The organism is Agrobacterium sp. CCNWLW155 (assembly GCF_036888815.1).
Classification (GTDB): Bacteria; Pseudomonadota; Alphaproteobacteria; order Rhizobiales; family Rhizobiaceae; genus Agrobacterium; species Agrobacterium radiobacter.
On sequence record NZ_JBAKFW010000002.1, the window covers coordinates 242,009 to 261,924 of the forward strand.

Here is a 19,916-nt window from a genome sequence, read left to right on the forward strand (position 1 = left end):
TATTCACGGGTTAAGTAGCTGATTTCGCTTCGCGGAAACCAACTTTGCCCTTGGATACAAATATCCTGGGGGGCCTTCCCACAAATGATCGCGATGCGATCACTCACCTTCTCCACGTCGTTTACGGCTCAGCACATGGCTGATTGCTATCGAGCTTCTGCGTCACACCGCCTGACGCTCATTCACCATAGGTACCTTTGGACTGCATCGCGCGCTGGTTCGGTCTCTGCCCCGCCAGGGAGGGGAAGGCTGTTGAATGATAGCGCCAACAACGCACTTGCAAAAATCGCTGAAAATGATAGTAACGATTCTGACAAAATATGAATTAACGTGAAGTCTTCCATTTGTTTATGGTCTTAAATAGAAGACGTCAAGTTAAAAATTTCAGAAAGGCGAAATTAAAGACTCCAATAATAAATTAGAATTTTTCTAAGTCTTTAATTTCCTGATTATGGTTCAGAGAGGACTTAAATTGGAAGGAAAATACTGGTTAATTGAAGACGCGGCGGGCTGGACTGTCGACGTCTCTAACATCGAACAAAGGTTGGCTGCCATGAAGTTTGGAGCCAGTGTCGATCACGGGAAGCGAACACAACGATCGCATACGCGGGGTATCATCCACTTTTTGGATTGGGCCGGCAAACACGCCGACAGCTTTCCAAGCGATCAAGTTTCGAAAATCGTTTCAAGATTGAAGGACCGAAAGGAGCCGGTGGAGGCTGCAGAGCGGCTCGAAGTGATCCATGTTTGCGTGAACGACTTCGAAACGGCGACTACGCCGTCGCGGCAGTTGAAGGCGGTGCAAATTTGGAATTCCCTGAATAGGCTTGGACTCGTGGTCAGGCCGCTACAGAAGACTCCCGTCGCGATCTCGCATTGGATGCGACACCGATGACGGTACAATTTCCTTCTGACAGCTTCGATGTTTCGCTGCGGGGTCCTGTTGCGTTCGAAGTTAGGGTCCCAGGGCACGAACACACATATCATATCGGTCACTTTCTGCCGTATTACGGTGCAGACTTCTGTGATCGATTTTCTGATGCTTGGATCAAGGCGGCGCTCTTCCAAACCGATCAGACCTCACTGAACTACTTCAAAAGCGTTCGGAGTGGATTGATTTGGATCGCGATGCAGGGCATCGCAAGCAAAAGCTCCCCCGAGGCCAGGGTTCTCGCTGCATTTCGGAGCGGCGCGATTCCGAACGAGCGCGATTGGGGCAAGAGCCTAAACGATCTGGCCGGAGCGATCAGTGACTTAGACGATCGGTCATTTATCGACTCTGATAATCCAGTGAGCCGAAACAAAAAAAACGAGTCACTGCGTGCGGGGTTGGCATGGTTGATCAAGCAGCGACTTTTCCCCGACGTCGAATATGAGTATCGCCGTCTCGAGGTTCGGACAGCCGCGCCCTCCAAATGCATAGCCACGATTGCTTTCCAGGCCGGTCGGCTTCCGCTGACCGGGCTCAACGCCAGCGACGCAAGGCAAGCATTCATAGATTTCAATAGAAAGGTACTCGAGGAGATCAGACGGTGTCTGTGGCTAGAGTTAAAAGCGAACAGTGACCACTTCGATCACGGTCAGGAATTGATGTTCGACCCATCCCTCCCTACCTTTGAGGAAGCAGAACAAGTCCTTTCGAGTTTGTCACGTGAGCAAATTAGAAAAGGCGACACCTTCAAAGTGCTCCAACTCTCCGAGCAACAGGGGCTGGGCCTTGCTCTGAAAGTATTGCGCGCGCGCGCCCATGGAACGGCTCTCTCTGAGAAGCTGCTGGGCTATGCTCGATCACTCATTGATCATGGTTCGGCCCAGCCATACTTCGAAGCTACTAGCACGGCGCTAAACGCGGCATACCACATTCTCTTAATCGACGCCGGCGCGAATTGTCAGCCCGTGGACGACATACCGTTCGATTGTTTCTTGGGTAAGGCAAAGCGAGGAAAGTTCGCGGTTCGGAGCCTGCGGCTTAACAAAAATCGAAAAGATGGCGAGGCGGTACCCGGAAAAATCAAGGAGGACGTTGAGGAAACGCTGCTCTACGTCGAAAGCAAGACTACTGCGGAGCGCCCGTCAAGTGTTGTGGTTGTCGACATCTGGAAGAAATTGACGAAGGAGATGCGCGAGGCACACGGGCCTACATCCGAGCGCTTGTGGGTTTGGAGAATTGTCGGTGACACGGTCGTTAAAACCCGGCTCGTATCAATGTCCTGCGAGCGGTGGCCGGCTTTCCTCGAGCGACACTCGCAAAATCCGATCTTCGGAGGATTGCCGATCACAAGGCAGATGATCCGTACGACCGTGAATAATTCACGAGCGAACAGTGGAGACCTCGATTTCGTTGTTCAAAAGGCCTTGATGGGACATTCCAATCCTAAGGTGACTTTCGAATATTTGACTGAAGGTGCAATCCGCGCGCTGTTGTCCGAGAAAATTCGAACGTTTGTTAACGCGTGGGAAGCTACTGAAATCACTGATTTCGACTCCGCCGCGAGGTACATGGGAGTACCAGCAGCCGATCTTCACCGTTGTGCACAACTCGGATTTAAGAACGGTCTTTCATTCACCGACCCCGACCGTCCGGTGGCCGGCGGTCCAGCGGTCGACGCCGCGAAAGATGCGCTGTCACCCAAAGCGAAAGTCCTACGAGTTTCTTCGAAATCGCTGATGCAACTGGAGCTCGCGAGGCGTGCTCTCCGAGAGCAGTTCGAATCAATGCTCAACCTCAATCCGCTCCGATTGCTCCGAACGTGGGTACCGTGGCTCGCGATAGTGGAAGGCTATTGCGCAAAGCTCGAACAGACTCGCTTTAAGGTACAGCTCCGGCGCGCACGGGATGCGGTCGAAGCGAAGCTTTCTAAAGGTGAGCTAAGGATGCCTTTGTTATGGTAGCGAGGCTTCCGAAGGCAGCTGAAACCCAAAAGTCCCTTCATGACGAGAGGATAGGTGCTCTGCTTCGCCCTAGCTGGCTGATGAACGCATCTCTGCTTGATAATGTCTGGAGAATAAAGTCGAAGAAGAACGACCGCGAGCAGACCATTAATTTCAACGCACCGATAACGTCTTGGCCAAATGCAGAATGTTTGACAGATGATCGATTTCAGCAAGATTTGATAACAGTAAAACTTATTTTGTACTTCTCCATGAAGCCGAAACCTGTCGGTTGGGCGAGAAAGGGGAGCACGATCGTTGATATCTTCCAAGCCCACGTTGATTTCGTTCGTTGGCGAACTGATCGAGGTGTGGCCTCGAACAGCGAACTAAGTGCCCCCTGGTACAATGATTTTGACCGCTGCTTTAAACTGCGAGCTAGAGAGGGACTGCTCAGGCTGGCCGAACGTGCGCTTCCTGTGTTGGAGGCCGTCAAGAACCGTACCCTTGTACCCGAACGTGATGACCGAGGAGGGATTGCGGGCGATCCGTTCGCTAGGCTCATTGGCATACCGAAGTCGAGCGGCTTGACTGTGCATGCCCGTATTATGATTGAAAGGTTCTTCTCGAAAAACGGCATCCAGTACACAAGGACTGCTGAAGCACGAAAGGAACCGTTGCAAGTCAACGAAGGTGTGACGAACGGTAACGCATATAAGTACTACAGAGTGTGGCTCGATTTATGGCGCTTCCGAGACCAACTTCATCACGATATCATTGGCTACAAGCCATTTAGTTCGGGTCGAAAGCTTGCGAAACATGTTAATCGGTTTTTCGAGACCGCGACCCCAACAGATGACGCACCCGCCTATCAAACAAGCTACCTAATTAACTCGGCTCTCAAGCTGTTGCTCGACCCCGTGTGCGACAAAATACTCGATCTCGTCGAAAACGGTGGAATAAACGACAATCGAGAAATCATTGATAGGAAATCGCTATTCGAATGCAACGAACGGCTGAAGCACCTTGGACTGCCGACGATGGGAACACTGTACCACATCGATCGGTGGCGGCAGAGCGCGAAGCTGACGCTCCACAATATGATCTTCAAGGTTCTACCTGTAGCTGCTCGGATTGTCACAGCGGCATTCTCAGCCCGAAGGGACGCGGAAATTGAGTCGAGTCCCATTGATTGTATTCACATCGATCAGCGGGGAGAAACCTGGCTCAACTGCATGATCGTGAAAAACGTTGATCAAAAAGACCTTATACCCATACCCAAATCCGTCGTGCGTGCCGTGGAAGTTGTGCGCAGGATCAGAGCTCTAGGGAACAAGACTTCTGAAAAGCTCTACGACTTTGCTTGTCCGTTCCTCAAGCGTGCCGTGAAATTCGACCTGCGAGAATTTCTCGACATGGTGCGGGACTACTTCGGCGTGCCGCGGCTAGATGACGGGACGGCCTGGGCGTTCAGACCACATCAATTCCGGAAATTCTTCGCGGTCACATATTTTTGGCGTTGGGCGTTCCCCGATCTTACGGCGTTAACCTTCCACCTCCGTCATTTCAATCCTGATACGACACGCGGTTACATTGAAATGAAGGCCGCCGAGGCTTTGAGGATGCGGGACGAAAAACTCGCCGCCGAGCATCGGAATTGGGACGTTGAGCGCAAGAAGACCTTTGACGACACGAAGAGCACATTCGTACTCTTTGTAGTGAGGGGTGTCGCTAGCGGAGAACCACTCGGAGGCTCTATGGGACGTCAAATCGAAGCTAGGATCAATGCGCTGAAGGACGAATTCCTTTCCGAAATCCAGGTTACGGAAATGGAAGACGACCGGCCATCTTTCGACCAAATGCTCGCTGACCTTGCCTCTACGGTCTCGTTAGAGCCCCATCCCGAGGGGTTTAGCTTATGCGGCTTCGGCACCGGCCCAGAGACCATCAAGCAACATTGCTCGATGTCCGTGTGTCTTCAGCTAAGAGAAAACTTGACCGGGCAGCCCAGCGCCAGTGCGTCGAAGCAAGATTATGGATTCGCTGAGCCGTTGGGATGCCTCAAATGCGGGTGCCGAGCCTCCCTCGAGACCATGTCCGCAAAATGGGACGCCGAGGTTCAGCACGCGGAGCAGGCATTGCTCGACGCCAATGACGAATTCGCACCGTTCATAAAAGAGCGGATTAGAATGATCGAAGAGTTTGCATAGGGTCAGTAGTGACGAGAGCGAAGCATTTTCAAGGTACCGATAGGACGGACGTCACAAAGGCGTCCTTCACCAACAAAATTGCCGAAATGAAAAGAGTCTTGAAGTCTTGGAAGGCTAGAGGCAAGAAGGATGATAGTTTTTGGCCGGACACGCTCGCCGATCTGGCGGATTGGGATGATCCTAACAACGGGATTTACCGATGGAGCAGTCCCAACGTCACCCAGAGAAGTAGTGAAACGTATGGCGACCTTGTCAAGGCCTACTGGGACCTTCAGGACAAGGCTCTTCCGTTCTTGAATGGAGATGGACTCGACACGCTCCATGGCGCGAAAAATCTCAATCAGGCTTTATCGCAGCAAAACTCCAGTCTTTTGTGGCAGATCATGGAGCTGAGGGATGCATTGAGCCGTGTCGATGCGAACAATGAGGTTCTTAAAAGGCTCCCGTTCCCGTGAGAGCCGTAGTCTCATACGCACGGACCCGACTTGATCACTCTGACTTGGATTTTCACGTTGATGGAGCTCCTGCTTCCAAAATGCCACTTGCCGTCAACGATGCCATAGGTGTCGTCGTCGTCTTGCAGGCCTACATCTTGGAGTGCTGTGTTCGGGCAGGTGATAATTGGCGCACCGCTGAAAAGCATGGATATACGCTGTGCCAGTGGTATGACTTCCTGCAGCAACTCGGTCTAACCGTCTTCGACGCCCACGAACGTCACCTTAGGAACTTCCTTCTGGGAGGGGGAAAGCGGTCCGGCAATGTGGTCGCAGTTGGAAAGATCGCCCAGATTCCACGTACGAAGACCAATCTTGCGAAGTTCAAGGCGATCATAGCCTTTTACGATTTCTGGCAAAACAAGCGCGGCAAAATTCTGAAAAGCTTCCGCGGAACGACTATCGCCGACATCCCAGAAAACCTCTTCCAGCGCGAGAGCAGGTCCGCGTCGAAGGCGGAGTTAAATTTTAGCAAAACCTCACAGTCGAAAAAATCCAAGCGCAGGGTTGGTACGCCGGATGACGACGACTGGAATGCCGTGATTGACGAAGTTCTAAGTCGTCAAGACGTCAATCGCGCCCAGACATATTATTTGATCGGGAGCCTTGCCAGACGTAGCGGCTCACGTGGACTGGGAATTCACGGATTAACCGTTCCCGAATTCCTGAAGGGGATTTCCCGCGAGAAACTCTTCAAGCAGACGCCTAATCATCGTGCAGTGATAAAGAGTTATCTGCTTCCCGAGAATCGCGTGACAATCGTGGGGATTTTGCAGCAGATGGGCCGGAATCGGCGCAAATTCATTTACTGCGACGTTCCGAACAAGGGTGGCGGCGACCCTGTTTCCATCGCGATCCCTATTGAGCTCGCTATCGAGATTTTCGACTATATTTGCACTCGTCGCCAAGATGTTGTCCGGACGCGTTTCCTGAAAAAGAACAAGAAACCGCCGGAAAATATCTTCTTGTCCTACAAAACAAGCCAAGCCGGTGGCGCGTTGACACAGGAGGCCATGGGCAACTTCTACAATAAGATTTTAAGAGAACTGGAGATCGACGGCACCTTCCATCGACTTCGGGCAGCCTTCTGCCAAGAAGTAGTACGCGATATCTACATCCGTGAAAGAGCGATCAACGGAAAAGCTTGGCGGGTGGAGAACGTGCTCGACCTCGCCCGAAAGCTTCTGGGGCACAAGAATCCGCACTCTCTCGAGCACTACCTAAATGCCGTGCTTGCGGAAGAGGCCCTATTTGGCGACCCTGTCATGGTAGAGACACCTGAGGATGTGCCGTACGTTCGGGCCATAGCCGCGCGGCTTAACGAGCCTGGCAACGACAACTTTCGCGAGGCCCTCCGTTGGTTTGTCGAAGAGCAAGGTCTGCAACCAATTTCGGAAGAGGGCCGTCGATATGCGCTGTTTTAGTGTGGCGGTCTATGTTTTCGGCGACGAGGTCGGGTCACTCGTCAGCGCGACGCCGGCGAATCCTGGCGCTAAAGACGCGTGATGATAAAGGTTGTCGAACTTACGCACGAAGGCGTCTTGCAGGACGGGGTCGGCCTTTAAAGATCGGCGGTAGTTAGCAAGGTAGTCGTCGATTGCGTCGCCCATCGCATCACGGTTGACGACCTTCCTATCGAAATCTACCAGCGGGTATCTGGACGTGCCGCCTTTGACGACCCAGCCGTCCTTTGTCTGTGCCTCGTGGACAAGACCGCAACGGATGTCGCGATAGAAGATTTTCGCCTTGGCTTTTGTCGGGATAAAATCAGAGAAAGGAGAGTTCCGGCGAAGGAAGTCCACGAACACTCTCTGGCTGTCGCCGTATTCGTGCTTATCTCCCCAGTCTGCTCCGTGACTATAGTTCCACCCTAAGCGCAGGGATGCAAGGAACTCCAGAAGAGAGCACTGGATCGTGAGTATTAGAAACCCTTCGCCTTTTAGTTGTCGACTACGGGCAATAGCTTTGAGAGGGTCAAGGTAACGAAGTCTCAGTCTGGAATCGAGGCATCTGTTGATCGCTATTTCCCACTGCTGAGGAGAGCCACCCACAACCAAGCCGGCCCTAATTGTTGACCAAGCGCTGGGAAATTGGTCCTGGTTGTACGGAATTTTCCCCCGTGTGGGCTGAGGGATAGTTTTAGGCATCCGGTGGGACCAGGGTGTCGATCACTGCAAAAGATGTACTTTCCGCCAGCATCTCACGATAGTCGACCTCTATCGGTGCCAACGACGGACGGATGTACACGGATGACTCCGGTAGCTTCTCCGCCAATGCTCTAATCGTCTTTGCCAAGCCATGCATAATTTTATGTGTGAGCTCCATGGTTGCTATGCGCTTGAATAGCTCGGCGAATTCGAGCCCATGGTCGAACTGGAGGTGGGGAAAGGCGAATGTGCCGCCTGAAATGTCAATGTTCGTCACATCCATCCGCACATGCGCAAAGCTCTCGTCGGAGTGGGCGTAGGCCTTTTGTCGAAGATTGATGATCATTTCATGCAGCCCTCGCTCGTTCTGGGTGAGCTTAATCCCTATACCCCGCAACGACACCTGATCGTGTCGACTTCCCTTGCTCTTGGTGAAGGCCCGGCCGTAAGAAACGATGAATGTGGTTTCAAAGCATTTGAAGCGCCGAAGCTCGATCTTCGAGTATTTTGCCTCTGCGTCCAACTCTTCCCCGAGGAATGTAAGCGCACTGAGGGCCATTTGCAAATCGGCATGGGCGATAAGCAGCCGGTTCAGAAGGTCCCGCTCGTCGCTCGTAATTGTTGGCTCTCCAGTGTCCATCGCTCTCCCCCGACACACATCATGTGCCTCTGTATAGTTCAATCGTGGTCCGGAGACCAACGGGATCGCACAGGTTTATCCGTGAGTGAGCCTTCCAACTTCAAGTTATGACAGTAACGGGTCAGATGACACAATTTCGATCGCATTGTGGGCGTGAGCATGGCTTTGACAAGAATATGCGCACGCCTCGCGGCACTCCGAAACCGCACCTCCCACTCACTACTACCAGAATCGGAATCGCCTGTTCCGACTATCGGCGCAGGCGGAGGTCCAAACCGTCTCCCAGCACATAATCAGCCGGCTCTCCTTCGTGCATGTATGGAAGGCGACGGCGCGAATCAGTCGGAATAGCCTAGTCCACCCATCCAGGCCGGGATTGTGCCCAATTCGCGGAGCCGATCGATTTCCTTTGCGGTAGGGTGGCGAGCCACATAGGGAAAGAGTTGAATCAGCAACTCCTTCAAGTTCTCGAACGCCTCGTCCGAGTAAGTCACACCGGAACGCAGTTCGTTCAGGACCGACATGACCCATCGGACATAGACGGTTGGGATGGAAATATCTCGGATGTCTTCCCATCCATCGATGAGCTTATCGGCTCGAAGGCGCTTTCCAATGGCATCGTCGCAATGCCCGAAGCAGGTAAAGTGGATTTGCTCAAAGGCGTTCTGCTGCTGAGGGTTCTCGCGCATTTTCTGCCAAAGAGAGACAATCCCCTTTCCTGGCTTATCAAGGAGGTTGGTTCCGCAATTGGCGCAAGGAAGGTTGGGGTGCTCTGTAAACAACCGGGCTGGGGTCGGATTTTCAACGCTCCAGGCTTGGATCGATTTGGGAAAGTAGCGTTTGGCTAGTTCCAAGCCGCGGGACGAATGCAGCAATTGGCCCTCGATCTTCTCGCGATCGAACATTTGGAACGGAATGCCCAATCCTGATAGCATGTTGCTCAAGCCAGAACTGGGTAGTGTTGAATAAAACCCCACGAAACCATCGCAACCATTGGTCCTAACCCGATCACTAATATTGCTATCATCCGTCGGAGAGACCGATCTTCCACTGGATGCTTTGTGTTTGCAGCTAACGAGCCACCTGACTTGTGTCTCCCCACCGACGCCGAGCCGCCTTTCGAGCAGCGTGATGTCACTGCCGCCGTCGGCCCCGCGATCAGGCTCCTCAGCAATCTCGTAGCCGGCAAATTTAAAGAAATCGCGAGCGAACAGCTCAAACGTGTCCTGGCGTCCTTTTGCCAAGTGAGCTTCAGGTATTTCGGTAAAATCTAATACTGGCACTAGGCATTCCCTCGATGGCGGTCCTCCGCACTACGATATTCAGGCGAGTTTAGATATCCGGCGGCGAGCAATTTCATTGAAAACCGTTCTCCTCGATACCGAGAAGTAGGTTACTCCAGTCACTCTATCCCAAAAATGGAGAACGCGAACTTTCTGCCGATGTCAGTATCTATGGTTGCTTTCTGGGAATCAGCTAATATGCGGTGGGATTTCCGCCCCACCAAAAAAAGGTCAGTCGTTCGATTTTTTTGTTCAGGGGGTTCCCATTTTTTTGCGCTCGGAACGCTGCCTTTCGGGGAGACAAAAACCTTAACGACGTCGGAGACACAAAAATGAACGTCAAGGATGATCCGCCTCCGTCATTCACTGATCTCATCGCTTGGAGGAAAGCGATCGAGACTGGCAACTTTCGTATGTTCAAGCCGGAGGTCCTGGTCTGTGCTCTTCAGGAGATAACCGACAGGTTCATCAGGGAAGCGTTGGCATCGCGGCTATCGCAAAAGATGATGGCTCTGCTCCGCGCAAGGGTTGGTCGAAACCACCCTAATGAGGGTTGGGACATGATCGAGCGTGTTCACACGGAACTGTTGGCGTCGCTGTTTGCTCCCTCGTCAGCCGATGGCAAAGCCATGCGATCAGCCTTTTTCATGATCGTTAACTATCGCATCAAATCGGCCATTGCCACAGAGCTGAAACACTCACGCATCCCCACAACACCACCAGCAAAGCAGTCGTCTGAAAGTGCCACGGAACCTAGCAATCAAGTTGTCGGCGAGAGTTCCGATCGCAACGAAGACAGCGCGGCGACCGAGCTGGAGCGAAAGTGCGAGCGAGAGGAGGCCGTCGAAGTCGATGATGAAGCGTACTATTCGGGATCGTTGCATGATCCCAGCCTGCTGGATGGAGTGCGCGACGTTGATCAGATGATTGACGTGAAGCGTATCCTCGCGACGATAACCAACGAGAAGAAGCGTTTGGCATTCTATCTCCATATGGACAACATCCCAATACATTCGACCAAGGGCAATTCCATCGCCGAGGCGCTCGGCGTCGACAGGAAGACCGTCAAGAAATGGATAACCGAGGTCCAGAACCAACTCTCCCAACTCAAGGAGGTCAAATTACTCGAGAGCGCCTCGAGCGGAGGAAGGCAATGAGCAAAACAACCCGAGAAAACGACCGAGATTATGCACTTTTCGAGTTCCACAGATTATGCCCCCGACCAACCGCGGAGCAGATTATCGAGTGGACGAAGCGGTACCCTGAGTTTGCTGATGACATTCGAACCCATGCAGCAATCACCCGCGATTGGGATGCGGCCGATTCCTTAAACGACGTCGATGAAGAGATCAGCGAAACGATGAAAGCGCGTGCGCACAGCCGCGTTCTCAACGCGCTGTTTCTCAGCGAGTCACCTGTGCTGATAGCCGAAACTGAAACCAGTGGCGGCTTTCACGAGATTTTGGAGGCTCGAGGACAGAGGGTGCACGAGGTTGCCAAGGAACTGGATATTGGTCGCGATGTCTTAGCCGATCTCTTCAACGGATGGATGACCGCGCCCGTGGGCAGGATGCTCGCTGATGCAGTTCGCGGTTTTTTTGGGATGAGCGTGGCCGCGTTCGAGCATTCGTACCAGTATGCTTGCGATCACCCAAAGCTGGGACATGCGAAGTCCTCCGGCCAACCGACAATTCCGCGGCGCAGCTACGAAGAGATCATCGCAGGGAGCAACATGTCCTCTGAACGAAAGAAATACTGGCTGGGAGAAACCTGATCATGGACAGTTGGAGCGATGTCAGACGGAAGGCAAGGGAATGTCATCGGCGCGCGCTCCAACAATCAGACGGAGACCGCCGTGCAGCTTCATTGGTCGCCGCGGCCATTACAATCGAAAACCTCGAAGTTCGGTATGTCGACCTTGGGAAGGGTACGCTGGGCTCCCTTGATCGGTCATCGCTAATGATCAATCTTTCGCCGGGTCAGAATCCCATCGACGAACGTGTGGTGGTGGCGCATGAGATAGGGCACCTCTACCTGCACAATGACCCACACAGTGAGGTGACCGGATTCGCCAAGGGGCTCGGAGGCGATCCTGTGGATAGCGGTGCAGGGCGTGTCGAGGGGTACTCGCCGCGCGAGCGCAAGGAACAGCAGGCCGATGTCTTTGCTGGCGAGTTTCTTTGTCCTGCTGACTGGTTGCGAGAGGAATACCTTCAGGGCAAACGACCATCCGAGATCGCCGCGGAACTCGATCTGCCGTTCAATCTGGTTATGAACCAGATGGTTCGTGCACTGATGCTGCCACCGTTGACAGCGCCAGTAGCACAAGTCGCGTCTTCGCCAAAAGTCGAGTTGGACGATAGTCAGCGGATCGCCGCGACCTGGAGAGGCGGACCACTGTTGGTCGACGCGGGTCCAGGTACTGGGAAGACCCGCACTCTCATCCATCGTATCGAGCACCTTCTTGGGAATGGGACGACACCGGGCGAATTCCTGGCCCTGACTTTTTCCAACAAGGCCGCCGAGGAGATGCGGGAACGGCTGTCCTTGATGAATGCGGACGCGTCGATCGAGATGTGGGTGGGCACGTTCCACGCATTTGGCCTCGAACTGATCATGAAATGGCCCGGCCAAATTGGGCGAACAACCAAAGTGCGTGTTGTCGATCAAGCCGCCTCGCTGGCGATCCTCGAGGACAATTTGGAGCGGTTGCCACTGAAGCATTATCAGAACCTCTACGAGCCAGCCTATGAACTTGCGCAGGTTCTGAAGGTGATTTCGCGCTGCAAGGACGAACTTGTGACGCATGAGCAATTGGCTGCCGCTGCTAAGGCGGACTTGCGCATAGCAGTTAAGGACGAGGAGATTGAACGAGCGGAGCGGTCCCTCGAAATCGCTGATATTTATCGAATCTACGAAGAGTGCCTGATGGAACGTGATGCCGTGGATTTCGGCGACTGCGTCAGACACGCAAATTATCTTATTCGCAACAATGCGGCCGTAAAGTCTTACATTACGGGGTTCTCGCAGGTTCTGGTCGACGAATATCAAGACGTCAACTTTGCCAGTGCTGAAATGCTTCGCGCGATTCGTGATGCCGGCGCAAACCTATGGGTGGTCGCCGACGGCCGGCAATCGATCTACAGATTTCGTGGTGCCGAGCCAACCAACGTGGCGAGGTTTGTGGACGATTTCGGTGGCACGCGGACCGCCCTGACAAACAACTACCGATCACTTGGACCCGTGGTGCGTGCCTTCGAGACGTTTTCGGCCTCGATGGGTGCCGGTGGGAGCATGTCAGGTAAGTGGAATGTGCAACGTAGCCCGACGGATGGACGGTTTGCTGGCGAAGTGGCGATGGCCGTCGCACCCTCGGTCGCGGCTGAGGCCGAGGCGATCAAAGAGAAGATTTTCGAGCTGAGGAGCCGCGGGGTTGCATTCGCAAACCAGACCATATTAGCACGATCTCATCTAACCCTGTCGAGGATTACAGGAGTTCTCGAAACCCTCGGGGTCCCATTGCTCTACCTCGGTGACCTTTTCGAACGCCAGGAAGTCCGAGACCTCCTTTCCCTGTTGGCGCTAGATGCGGAACATGGTGCGGTCGGGCTACCGCGCGTGGCCGCTTTGCGAGACTACGGCGTTGCCGAGGACGATTCACTTCAGCTGGTACGATGGGCTAAATCCAGCAACCTCACGATCTACGAGGCCCTCCAAAGGGCCGACCAAGTTGTCGACATCTCCCCCGACGCTGCGCGGGGCCTGACGAAGCTCGGGTTCGAGCTGGCTGGACTTGAGAACGCTTCTCCGTGGACGTTGTTGACGAACTGGCTAATCGACAGAAGCAGCTATCTCCAGCCGCTCATACGGAGCAACAGCCCATCGGCACAACAAAAGCTGGTCGCCATCTACCAGCTTTTGAAGGTGTGCGGCGAGTTCGCCGCCTTAGGGGAAAAGAGCAGGAAGAAATTTCTAGCTCGGATACGCCGTATCGAGGCGCTGAACGAAGATACAGCCTATCGATCGATCTCGTCGGAAGCGACGGACATGGATGCCGTTCGGGTCATGACGATCCACGGGAGCAAAGGCTTAGAGTTTGAAGCAGTGCATCTGCCGGGATTGGCAACAGGATACATGCCTGGGTCTTGGCGAGGCGTGCGCTACGTGCCGCCGACAAGCCTAGCGCGCTTGACTATGGATCGCGACGGTCATCAAGCGGAAGAGGAATGCCTGTTTTTCGTTGCGCTTTCACGTGCGCGGGACCATCTGTCGCTGACCCGAGCAGAACGATACACGGCCCGGGGGGCAAGCGAATCCGTGTTCCTGCCGCCGCTACGTCTTAGAGCCGATCGTCGGTCGGAGACTGGCGCGACGGTAACAGGGGTGAGCGTGAGAACGCCGGTTCCTCGGCAAGATATCTACCCAGTTAACGACCTCGAAGTCTACCTGCAGTGCGGTCGACGCTACCGTTATCAGATCGTAGACGCTCTACGCGGCGGCAGAGACGAAAGTCCCTATGTTGCGTTTCATCGCTGTGTCTACGAGGCCGTCAACTGGATCGAGGAGCAGGTACGGTCAGGGCGGCACGTCGATGCCGCTTCAGCCATAGAGCGTTTGGAAGCAATCTGGGAAACCAGCGGGCCGGCAAGTCATGGCTTTGCGAGATTCTACCTCACCATCGCACGTGAGATGGTAGGTCGAATGACAGCTATTGTTTCCTCCGAGCCCGGAAGCGACGAACGCCCCGAATGGGCAGTACCCGTCGGACCGAACATTATTTCGGTGAAACCGGATAGGGTTGTAAAGATTGGAAACACTCTACGAGTTCAGCGCGTGAGAACCGGGCGGAAAACAAAGTCGGAGCCAGAAAAACCGATTTATTCAATCCTTAGACGCGGTGCGGAGATAAACCATCCGGGAATGAACATAGCGGTAGAGACGCTCTATTTATCGACCGGCGAACGCGTTCCGGCATCGTCGAAGGCCGATGGCAAGAACCTGAAGGAATACCAGGATGCCATCTCAAGCATTCAAGCCGGCGAGTTTGGCGTTAAGAACGCCGACCGCCGATATTGCCCGAATTGCCCATACTATTTTCGCTGTACTGGCTAGAACCGCGCCCCATTTTTCGGTGCTGAAGCCGCTTTCTTTATGTGGGTCATAGGGACCCAGCGAAAGGAAGCAAGATGACCACCATTACTGTTTTTCTCCTGGGCCACGGCCGCGGTGACCTCGTTGAGGGTGTCCTCGGTGCCGCGGCAACTGTCCGCGATCTTCACAAGGTGTTGGAAGATGCTGGTATCGAAATCGACAAGGACACCCACGTGTTCCTTGGCGATGCCGAAGAGCCGGTGTCGAAGAACCTCCATGATTCGCTTCGCGATCTGAAAGACGGACTTCGTATCCATGTGACCCGCTGCCGCCGTGTTGCGACGACGGTAAGCTATTTGGAACATTCCGCCGAGCATCGTTTTTCACCCGGCACCCGCGTCCGTGCCGTCAAGGAGTGGGCAGTACACAAGTTCAAGATCAATCCGAAAGACGCGGCCGAACATGTCCTTCAGCTCTGCAACTCGACGAAGCGTCCTGCCAGCGACACTACTCTGCAGGAACTGACGGACAATCGTACCTGCGCCGTCTGCTTCGACCTTGTTCCCGAAAAGCGCGTCGAGGGTTGAAATGAACGTCGCCATTCCTCCCGATCGCTTGCTCCTTGAACGCGATCTTGCCGCCCCGGGTTTCCGGTGCGGCCAGTTCGGCGGCAGGTGGTGCTTAGTCCAGCTTTCCTGGCCGCATGTCGTGATCGCCGTTTCTGCCCCTCCGAAAGTCGGTGCGCCCTCGGAATATGCGTTTCGGTTCGAATGTTCCGGTTATCCGCAAATTCCGGTCTCGGCGCAGCCTTGGGACGTTGCCACGAATGCCCCGCTCGAAGCAGCAAAATGGCCGACGGGCACTTCTCACTTCCCTGCGGTGTTCCGCCCCGAATGGCGGAATGGCCAGTGTCTTTATCTTCCGTGCGACCGCTATTCCATCGAAGGGCACGACAACTGGCGAACGGAGCATCCAAGCCGTTTGTGGAATCCCGAGATCGGGATCGTTGGTTATCTGGAGCAAATTTATGACCTTTTCCATCAGAGCGATTATTCGGGCGTTCGTAGCGCCTAATCACGCAATTCGTTGCGCGCCCGGCATTTGGAACCAAGTACTGGGCGAACTGGAACGACGCGGCGGTGATCGACATGAGGCGGGCGCTTTCCTCCTTGGCATGATCTCCGGCGACAAGCGGTGCATCCTGAGCGCGGTCTACTACGATGACCTCGATCCCGCCGCTTACGATAGCGGCGTTTGCATCCTACACGGTGATGCATTTTCTAGGCTTTGGGCGATTTGCAGAAGCCGCGGTCTGACCGTCGTCGCGGACGTTCACACACATCCCGGTGAGGCGGGACAAAGCGGGTCCGACAGGACAAATCCTATGGTGGCTCGCGCTGGTCATGTAGCATTGATCGTTCCCAACTTTGCGAGGTCGCCCGTCAGGATGTCCGAGGTTGGCGTATACCAGTATCTCGGCGATCATCAGTGGATAAACAAATCCGGATCGCACCAAACGAATTTTTTCTACGTCGGAAAGTGGAGCTGAACATGCCTGTCATCACTGCTGATGAACTGCATCGCACTGCCAAATATTTCATGGACAGCGGAAAGGCTGCCAGTCACGAAGAGGCGATGACAATCCTCGCGTCGTTCAGTCTGTCTATCCGGGTTTCGGACTCCATGGCTTCCTCTGCTTTGGAACAAACTGCCTTGTTCACGTTGTTAAATCTTGCGTCCAGGACCCTTCTAGGAGGTGTTGAAGTCGTGGGAGCGCCTAATAGTGTTGCGACCTCGCCACTCTATGATGGACGTAATATTCGCGACGTAATCATCGAGCTCGGGGGCAAACACGCCTCCGCCACCGACGAGCCATTGACGCGACCGGTCGCGCTAATAGGCGATGCGACAGCTGCTCCGAACGGTTCGCCGCAATGGCGTCTAACGTGGAGCGGGTGGCGGGGCGGCGTTGTCATGGAGGGACACGCGCGGCTTGACGAGCAACGGGCGATCGGACTTGCCCCAGTTTTGGCATCGGCGGTATGCGCTGCGGAAGTATTCGCGTTCTTGTCGAAGGCGCACCCGCTCGCCGGGCGACGGTCCGCTGGTCTGTCGCTGTGGAACCCCGAAATGGATTGGCGCATCAATAGCGACGAACCCGAACTGAAGTACCTTCCTGCATCGCTTTGGCTCATTGGTCTCGGGAACCTTGGACAAGCATACGCATGGGCCATAGCGGCGCTCGATTTCCCCAAGGCAGCGAAGGCCAAACTGATGCTCCAAGACACCGACAGGATAGGTGTTTCCAATCACAGCACTTCGCTGTTGTCATACCCCGTAGACGTGGGGAAAAAGAAGACACGCGTCGTTGCAACGTGGCTCGAGGAACGCGGTTTCGACACCACGCTCGAAGAGCGTTTGTTCGGCGATTGGAGCCGCCGCACAATGTCGGAGCCGGGCGTCGCCTTGTGCGGCGTTGACAACGCAGAGGCCCGTGCTGCACTCGATGCGGCCGGTTTCGGCCTCGTGGTAGAAGCCGGGCTCGGTGCCGGCCTCGATTCCTTTCAAAGCGTCGGAATACATACGTTCCCAGCATCAAGAAGCTCGGGGCTGATTTGGGGACGGCAGATCGGTCAGTCAAACCCGTCTTTTCGGAACGCGCCGGCTTATGCGTGGCTCGCCGAGGATGGAATGGACGAGTGTGGGCTTGTGCACTTGGCGAGCAGAACCATCGCAGTACCGTTCGTCGGTTTGCTCGCGGGCTGTCTCGCCGTGTGCGAGGTGCTCCGTCGATTGCATTCGGGTCCGACGATCGAAGTGTTGTCTGTTTCCGCACTTGCCATCGCCGACGCTGAAGTGGTCTGGTCGATGGATGCCGGTCCCTATGCTTTCGGCTTTGTCCACGCCAAAGAACCGGTGGAACCTGGAGCGGTTCTCTCGTCGGCGAGAGCGGCAGCACGAGGCCCTTCAGCCCCTCTGGTTCAGCTAGCCTAACAGTAAACGCTTTCTCGTCGATGTTCCAAATCACATTGCCAGGGGGAAGCTCGCCAGCGAATTCAGTATCACACGGCCGATTGGCGGGGCAGCCAGAGAAGATACTTTGTGATGATTTCCGCCTTGTTCATAAGCAGCGCGAGATCGGAACGATGGTTCGTCAACAGTTCAAGGACGATTTCGATACCGTGGCTTGTCATTTCCACGAGCCTGTCCCGGTTTACGAAAGTCGTTGTCGCAGCGGAAATGTTAGACACTTGGCCATCCCACGGCGTCGACGGTAGCTTTACTACTGTGGATATGGATTCGTCGTATCTGAAGATGTACCACTTTGTTTTGTCCCGAGAGTGAGACGTGAAAGCGGCGTCGTGAACGACACCGTTTCTCAGCATGTATAGGTGATCTATTTCCGCAGCTGTCGGCCGTCCACCGCCAGCGCTCGGACGTTCCAAACCAAAGTGAAACAATCCCTTCTTGAAGGACTGACTTTCGCCGTAGGATGGCCTTCTGGTATCGGCGTAGCAGCTGCCCAGCTGATCCCAGATGGAGAACGACGAAAGCAATGGAGCGAAAATTTTTGAGTGATTAAACTGATTTGTATGTCTCATTGTCCCCTCAGCTTCCTGAAGGGTCGACAAGATTTGGTGGTCTTTCGTGAAGTGGCTGCCACGGGAGAGGTGAAGCCAGGAAATTTCGTCATGCGAAAGGGCAGCAAATTCCTTAGAGCTAATCTGGTTGAACACAATTGAAGCTTTCGGTTTACGGAATACTGAAAAAGGTAGCTAGCTGGCTGCGGGCCGCGATGATGGATTGGAAACGCGACGCGAGGTCGGTTTCGAAACGTTCGAGGCCCTCACCGTTGTTGAGATGCTGCAGATAGCGATGATGGGCGACGTCCACCGGGACGTCGCAGGAAGGGAGAGAAGAGCCTTGACCGGCGGCTCGTCGAGCTTTTCGAACTGGGAAAGAAGGACGGGATCGGTGTATTCGCCGAACCGAGCTTTCTCGAGTTCCCAAGGCGAAACTTCGAATGCAGTCGTAAGGCCACTCATCAGTAGGTTGAACATCTCTCGTCCGCGTGCGCTATCGTAGCAGACGTTAGAGCATCTCCGGTAAAGACAAATTTAAAGTTGTGGGGCTGAGGATGCGGCGAGACCGTTGCCGGCGTTTAGCTCGAAAGGCTTGGCGAACTCCTAGAGGCGTATGCGAGATCGTTTGCAATCATCCGATCCGCCGAATTTAAGACTTCACCATCATTGATGCGCACACACGCCGCTAATTGAAGACGTCGACGTAAATGAAATTTCAGGTTTTTGATGCGCGGATACTTCGTTAATTGAAGACTTCGTTTTTGAATAAATTAATGATTTCATATATTTAGTTGACGACTGGAGGGTCGGCCTTCATATTGGCCCTTAGCTACCGTCCGAAGTCCACCCGCGTTGGACGGAGCGAGACGACGTTGGCGAAATCCGATTCTTGGGGACCTGAAACTTTGGAAATTTACTCGAAGGTCATATTCGACGACATCTTGCACTTCGCCGATACCGAACCCGAACCCATCGAGGGGTGGGGCGCGAGCGGGATCGCTAAAATCGTTGCTGCAATCGACCATGATTATGCCGGGGTCATCCAGGCCTTCTATGCCGATGTTGAGCGGCGGCTCGGCGGCGCATATGAGATGTGGGCCGAAATAGGAAGCCTAGATGTCCACAGCATCCGCTTTGTGATCGAGGGCGCTGACTATTTCTTTCACAATCGGTTTGTTTTCTACGAGGGCGAGGCCTTGCCTGGATGGAAGCCCTTCGGTTGACTTAGGAGAGTGGGCTTCCAACGCACGGGATTGCCCTCGCCCTTGTAGAAAACAAACCGATTGTGAAGGGCGGGTCGATACCTTGCAGCGCACCACAGATATAGGAGCGAATTCTGAGTGCCGATAATGATTGTTATCGGCACTCAGGCCGTCCAAGTATCCATCCGAGCGATTGGAACTAAAGGGCCGTTAGCATCACCAAATTATCCCTTGGGGTAGAGGCAGCATTCGTCAGCCGAAGATCAACGGCATGCCACGGTCCCGCGAGGCCTTCCGCATAGCCTTCATATCAAGCCGGTCTGAATAGAACGCCGGGACGACGGCTTCCCCCCTCGGCCGACTAGGCAAAGCCATGCTCTCTGCTACTGATACA

17 protein-coding genes are annotated in these 19,916 nt (G+C 54.3%); 13 read left to right on the forward strand and 4 right to left on the reverse strand.

Annotated features, from left to right (window positions below; translation table 11 throughout):
• The first annotated feature begins 472 nt into the window (after positions 1 to 472).
• The 5 genes from V6S97_RS09740 (at position 473) to V6S97_RS09760 (ending at position 6,999) form a co-directional block, all read left to right on the forward strand.
• Entirely contained in the window at positions 473 to 895 is a 423-nt protein-coding gene (locus V6S97_RS09740; RefSeq protein ID WP_334426682.1) for a hypothetical protein, read from the forward strand.
• On the forward strand, positions 892 to 2,892 hold the full coding sequence (locus tag V6S97_RS09745; protein ID WP_334426683.1) for a hypothetical protein: 2,001 nt from the start codon (positions 892 to 894) through the stop codon (positions 2,890 to 2,892). Before V6S97_RS09740 ends, V6S97_RS09745 begins: the two co-directional genes overlap by 4 nt.
• Positions 2,886 to 5,081: a hypothetical protein gene (locus tag V6S97_RS09750; RefSeq protein WP_334426684.1), complete on the forward strand. Its 2,196-nt coding sequence runs from the start codon at positions 2,886 to 2,888 to the stop codon at positions 5,079 to 5,081. The genes V6S97_RS09745 and V6S97_RS09750 overlap by 7 nt, the downstream gene beginning before the upstream one ends.
• 8 nt (positions 5,082 to 5,089) lie before the next feature.
• Positions 5,090 to 5,536: a hypothetical protein gene (locus V6S97_RS09755; protein WP_334426685.1), complete on the forward strand. Its 447-nt coding sequence runs from the start codon at positions 5,090 to 5,092 to the stop codon at positions 5,534 to 5,536.
• An 80-nt stretch (positions 5,537 to 5,616) separates the two neighbouring features.
• Positions 5,617 to 6,999, forward strand: a complete 1,383-nt coding sequence (locus V6S97_RS09760) for a hypothetical protein (RefSeq protein ID WP_334426686.1) — start codon at positions 5,617 to 5,619, stop codon at positions 6,997 to 6,999.
• 9 nt (positions 7,000 to 7,008) lie between these two features.
• On the opposite strand, the gene V6S97_RS09765 is transcribed toward V6S97_RS09760, so the two are convergent.
• The 3 genes from V6S97_RS09765 to V6S97_RS09775 all read right to left on the reverse strand — a co-directional run bounded on the left by V6S97_RS09765 (position 7,009) and on the right by V6S97_RS09775 (position 9,645).
• Positions 7,009 to 7,377 carry a hypothetical protein gene (locus tag V6S97_RS09765; protein WP_334426687.1) on the reverse strand — a complete coding sequence of 123 codons (369 nt, stop codon included), beginning with the start codon at positions 7,375 to 7,377 and terminating at the stop codon, positions 7,009 to 7,011.
• A gap of 337 nt (positions 7,378 to 7,714) precedes the next feature.
• Positions 7,715 to 8,362, reverse strand: coding sequence for a hypothetical protein (locus V6S97_RS09770; RefSeq protein ID WP_334426688.1), 648 nt, complete (start codon positions 8,360 to 8,362; stop codon positions 7,715 to 7,717).
• 338 nt (positions 8,363 to 8,700) lie between these two features.
• Positions 8,701 to 9,645, reverse strand: a complete 945-nt coding sequence (locus V6S97_RS09775) for a restriction endonuclease (RefSeq protein WP_334426689.1) — start codon at positions 9,643 to 9,645, stop codon at positions 8,701 to 8,703.
• Positions 9,646 to 9,977: 332 nt separating this feature from the next.
• Here V6S97_RS09775 and V6S97_RS09780 point away from each other — a divergent pair, with 332 nt between their 5' ends.
• From V6S97_RS09780 to V6S97_RS09810, 7 genes are all read left to right on the forward strand, one after another.
• The gene (locus V6S97_RS09780) at positions 9,978 to 10,802 is read left to right on the forward strand and encodes a hypothetical protein (RefSeq protein ID WP_334426691.1); all 825 of its coding nucleotides are present in this window, start codon (positions 9,978 to 9,980) and stop codon (positions 10,800 to 10,802) included.
• Positions 10,799 to 11,419, forward strand: coding sequence for a hypothetical protein (locus V6S97_RS09785; RefSeq protein ID WP_334426693.1), 621 nt, complete (start codon positions 10,799 to 10,801; stop codon positions 11,417 to 11,419). The genes V6S97_RS09780 and V6S97_RS09785 overlap by 4 nt, the downstream gene beginning before the upstream one ends.
• 2 nt (positions 11,420 to 11,421) lie before the next feature.
• On the forward strand, positions 11,422 to 14,757 hold the full coding sequence (locus tag V6S97_RS09790) for a UvrD-helicase domain-containing protein (RefSeq protein ID WP_334426694.1): 3,336 nt from the start codon (positions 11,422 to 11,424) through the stop codon (positions 14,755 to 14,757).
• A gap of 74 nt (positions 14,758 to 14,831) precedes the next feature.
• Positions 14,832 to 15,323 (forward strand): hypothetical protein, encoded by a 492-nt coding sequence (locus V6S97_RS09795; protein ID WP_334426695.1) that lies wholly within the window; start codon positions 14,832 to 14,834, stop codon positions 15,321 to 15,323.
• Between the two features lies 1 nt (position 15,324).
• Positions 15,325 to 15,810, forward strand: a complete 486-nt coding sequence (locus tag V6S97_RS09800) for a DUF7665 family protein (RefSeq protein ID WP_334426696.1) — start codon at positions 15,325 to 15,327, stop codon at positions 15,808 to 15,810.
• Positions 15,764 to 16,285, forward strand: a complete 522-nt coding sequence (locus V6S97_RS09805; RefSeq protein ID WP_334426697.1) for a hypothetical protein — start codon at positions 15,764 to 15,766, stop codon at positions 16,283 to 16,285. Before V6S97_RS09800 ends, V6S97_RS09805 begins: the two co-directional genes overlap by 47 nt.
• A 2-nt stretch (positions 16,286 to 16,287) precedes the next feature.
• Positions 16,288 to 17,730, forward strand: coding sequence for a ThiF family adenylyltransferase (locus tag V6S97_RS09810; RefSeq protein ID WP_334426698.1), 1,443 nt, complete (start codon positions 16,288 to 16,290; stop codon positions 17,728 to 17,730).
• Positions 17,731 to 17,798: 68 nt separating this feature from the next.
• Here the strand turns inward: V6S97_RS09810 and V6S97_RS09815 are convergent, their stop codons facing one another.
• Positions 17,799 to 17,987 carry a hypothetical protein gene (locus V6S97_RS09815; protein WP_334426699.1) on the reverse strand — a complete coding sequence of 63 codons (189 nt, stop codon included), beginning with the start codon at positions 17,985 to 17,987 and terminating at the stop codon, positions 17,799 to 17,801.
• Positions 17,988 to 19,192: 1,205 nt separating this feature from the next.
• On the opposite strand from V6S97_RS09815, the gene V6S97_RS09820 reads away from it, so the two are divergent.
• Positions 19,193 to 19,543, forward strand: a complete 351-nt coding sequence (locus tag V6S97_RS09820; protein WP_334426700.1) for a hypothetical protein — start codon at positions 19,193 to 19,195, stop codon at positions 19,541 to 19,543.
• Positions 19,544 to 19,916: the final 373 nt, after the last annotated feature.